General features: G+C 54.7%; 2 protein-coding genes. Both read left to right on the forward strand.

Annotated elements, in window-relative coordinates; genetic code table 11:
• Positions 1 to 248: 248 nt before the first annotated feature.
• Positions 249 to 680, forward strand: coding sequence for an IS66-like element accessory protein TnpA (gene tnpA / locus TMES_RS21910; protein ID WP_085586587.1), 432 nt, complete (start codon positions 249 to 251; stop codon positions 678 to 680).
• Positions 677 to 1,024 carry an IS66 family insertion sequence element accessory protein TnpB gene (tnpB, locus tag TMES_RS21915; RefSeq protein ID WP_085586589.1) on the forward strand — a complete coding sequence of 116 codons (348 nt, stop codon included), beginning with the start codon at positions 677 to 679 and terminating at the stop codon, positions 1,022 to 1,024. The genes tnpA and tnpB overlap by 4 nt, the downstream gene beginning before the upstream one ends.
• Positions 1,025 to 1,184: the final 160 nt, after the last annotated feature.

Genomic DNA, 1,184 nt, shown 5'->3' on the forward strand with positions numbered 1-1,184 from the left:
GGGCTGCACGCAGCGCTTACGGTAAAACGGAATAATTCGAATAATATCTACTCCTTTTGGTATTCTGGTCCGAGGACCAAAGCCAAGTAATTCTGTGGCAGCATATCCAAATTCAAGATTTCTCTGAACCGCTTTGGAATAGTCTTGAGTATCTTGGAAATCTCTTACCGGGTAATTTCGTAAGCGTCCCCTCACGGCTACCTTGCGGGAGAGAGCAAAAGCCCGGATTTTAGGAGCAAGAGGGAGCGGTGTCTCCGAACAGCTCAGGAAATCGGGATTTGGCCGACATATGTAGTTATGACATTGTCAACGGACGCCGTCTGACGACAGAGGAAAAGCAGCGTCTTGTTGCCGCGAGTTTTGGTTCCGGGGTGTCGGTGCGGGAATTTGCGACCCGGCAAGGAATTGGTTACAGCAGCCTGACCAGATGGCGTCGACAGTATGCCAGGCCGCCGGCAGATAGCAGTCCCGGTTTTGTGCCGGTCGCGCTGACGGACCGCCAGGATGTTCCGGATAATTCTTCTGATTGCCAGGGCGAGGCCTCTTTGTCTAAGCCGGTTGAGGAAACCGGGATTGCCCGGATCATCATTACCCTGTGCAATGGCCGCCGTCTTGAAGTGCGCGAGACGATCCCGCCCCGCACGTTGAAACACCTCCTGTCTGTTCTGGAGGGGGCATGATCCAGGTCGCGGGTGGTGTGCGTGTTTATCTGGCGCTGGGACGAACAGACATGCGCAAAGGCATGAACGGCCTGTCAATGCTGGTGCAGGACGTTCTGGGCAAGGATGTTTTTACCGGTCATTTGTTTGTGTTTCGCGGGCGCCGGGGCGACCTGATCAAGATTTTGGCGTGGGATGGCCAGGGGTTCTGCCTGTTTGCCAAGCGGCTGGAACGAGGCCGGTTCGTCTGGCCCTCGGCAACAGACGGTGTTGCTCATGTGACATCGGCGCAATTGAGTATGTTGCTGGAAGGGATTGACTGGCGAATGCCGCAACGAACATGGCGTCCGGAGATGGCCGGATAGGACAGAAAAAAGCGGATATTTTTTGATCAGAACCGGCAGAAACGCTTGGGTTGAAGCCGCGTATTGGCTATAATTATGCCATGCAGAACCCGCCCGCAGATCTCCCCGACAGCATTGAGGAACTCAAAGCCATCATCGTCCGTCAGGCCGATGCGTTTAT

Origin of the sequence: Thalassospira mesophila (assembly GCF_002115755.1) — a bacterium.
Lineage (GTDB): Bacteria > Pseudomonadota > Alphaproteobacteria > Rhodospirillales > Thalassospiraceae > Thalassospira > Thalassospira mesophila.